Raw genomic sequence first — 589 nt, 5'->3', positions numbered from 1 at the left:
CGGATCACAGCTCGGTTGACAGCTCCCCGAGGCTTATCGCAGCCTCCTACGTCCTTCATCGGCTCCTGGTGCCAAGGCATCCACCGTACGCTCTAAATTACTTACAACAAAGATGCTCGCGTCCACTGTGCAATTCTCAAACAACACACCCTCTCCGAACTTGACGCCGACACCAAACCACCACCGAAGCAGTGCGGTATGACCGACATTCGAAAAGAATCGTTTTCCTCCAGAAAGAAACAAACTCGCGCTTGTTCTCTCAGGACCCAACAGTATGCCGATATAACTCTCTTCGACCACCAGCACACAGGCCGGCGACCATCATGAAAAGAATGACTTGTCAGTGTTCCACCCGTGAGCACTGCAGTCCCACATGTGGGGACTAAACAGGTTCTGTCTCGCTCCCCCGTCACCTGTGTGACGGTCCGAGCCGAGAAGAAGCTCCTTAGAAAGGAGGTGATCCAGCCGCACCTTCCGGTACGGCTACCTTGTTACGACTTCGTCCCAATCGCCGATCCCACCTTCGACGGCTCCCTCCCACAAGGGGTTAGGCCACCGGCTTCGGGTGTTACCGACTTTCATGACGTGA

2 rRNA genes are annotated in these 589 nt (G+C 55.0%); both read right to left on the bottom strand.

Annotated features, from left to right (window positions below):
- Positions 1-107, bottom strand: a 23S ribosomal RNA gene (locus A3K89_RS20830); the annotation flags it as partial.
- A 342-nt stretch (positions 108-449) separates the two neighbouring features.
- A 16S ribosomal RNA gene (locus A3K89_RS20825) occupies positions 450-589 on the bottom strand; the annotation flags it as partial.

This window comes from Rhodococcoides kyotonense (assembly GCF_001645385.1).
GTDB classification, from domain to species: domain Bacteria; phylum Actinomycetota; class Actinomycetes; order Mycobacteriales; family Mycobacteriaceae; genus Rhodococcoides; species Rhodococcoides kyotonensis_B.
This window is presented reverse-complemented; position numbering and strand designations above follow the sequence as displayed.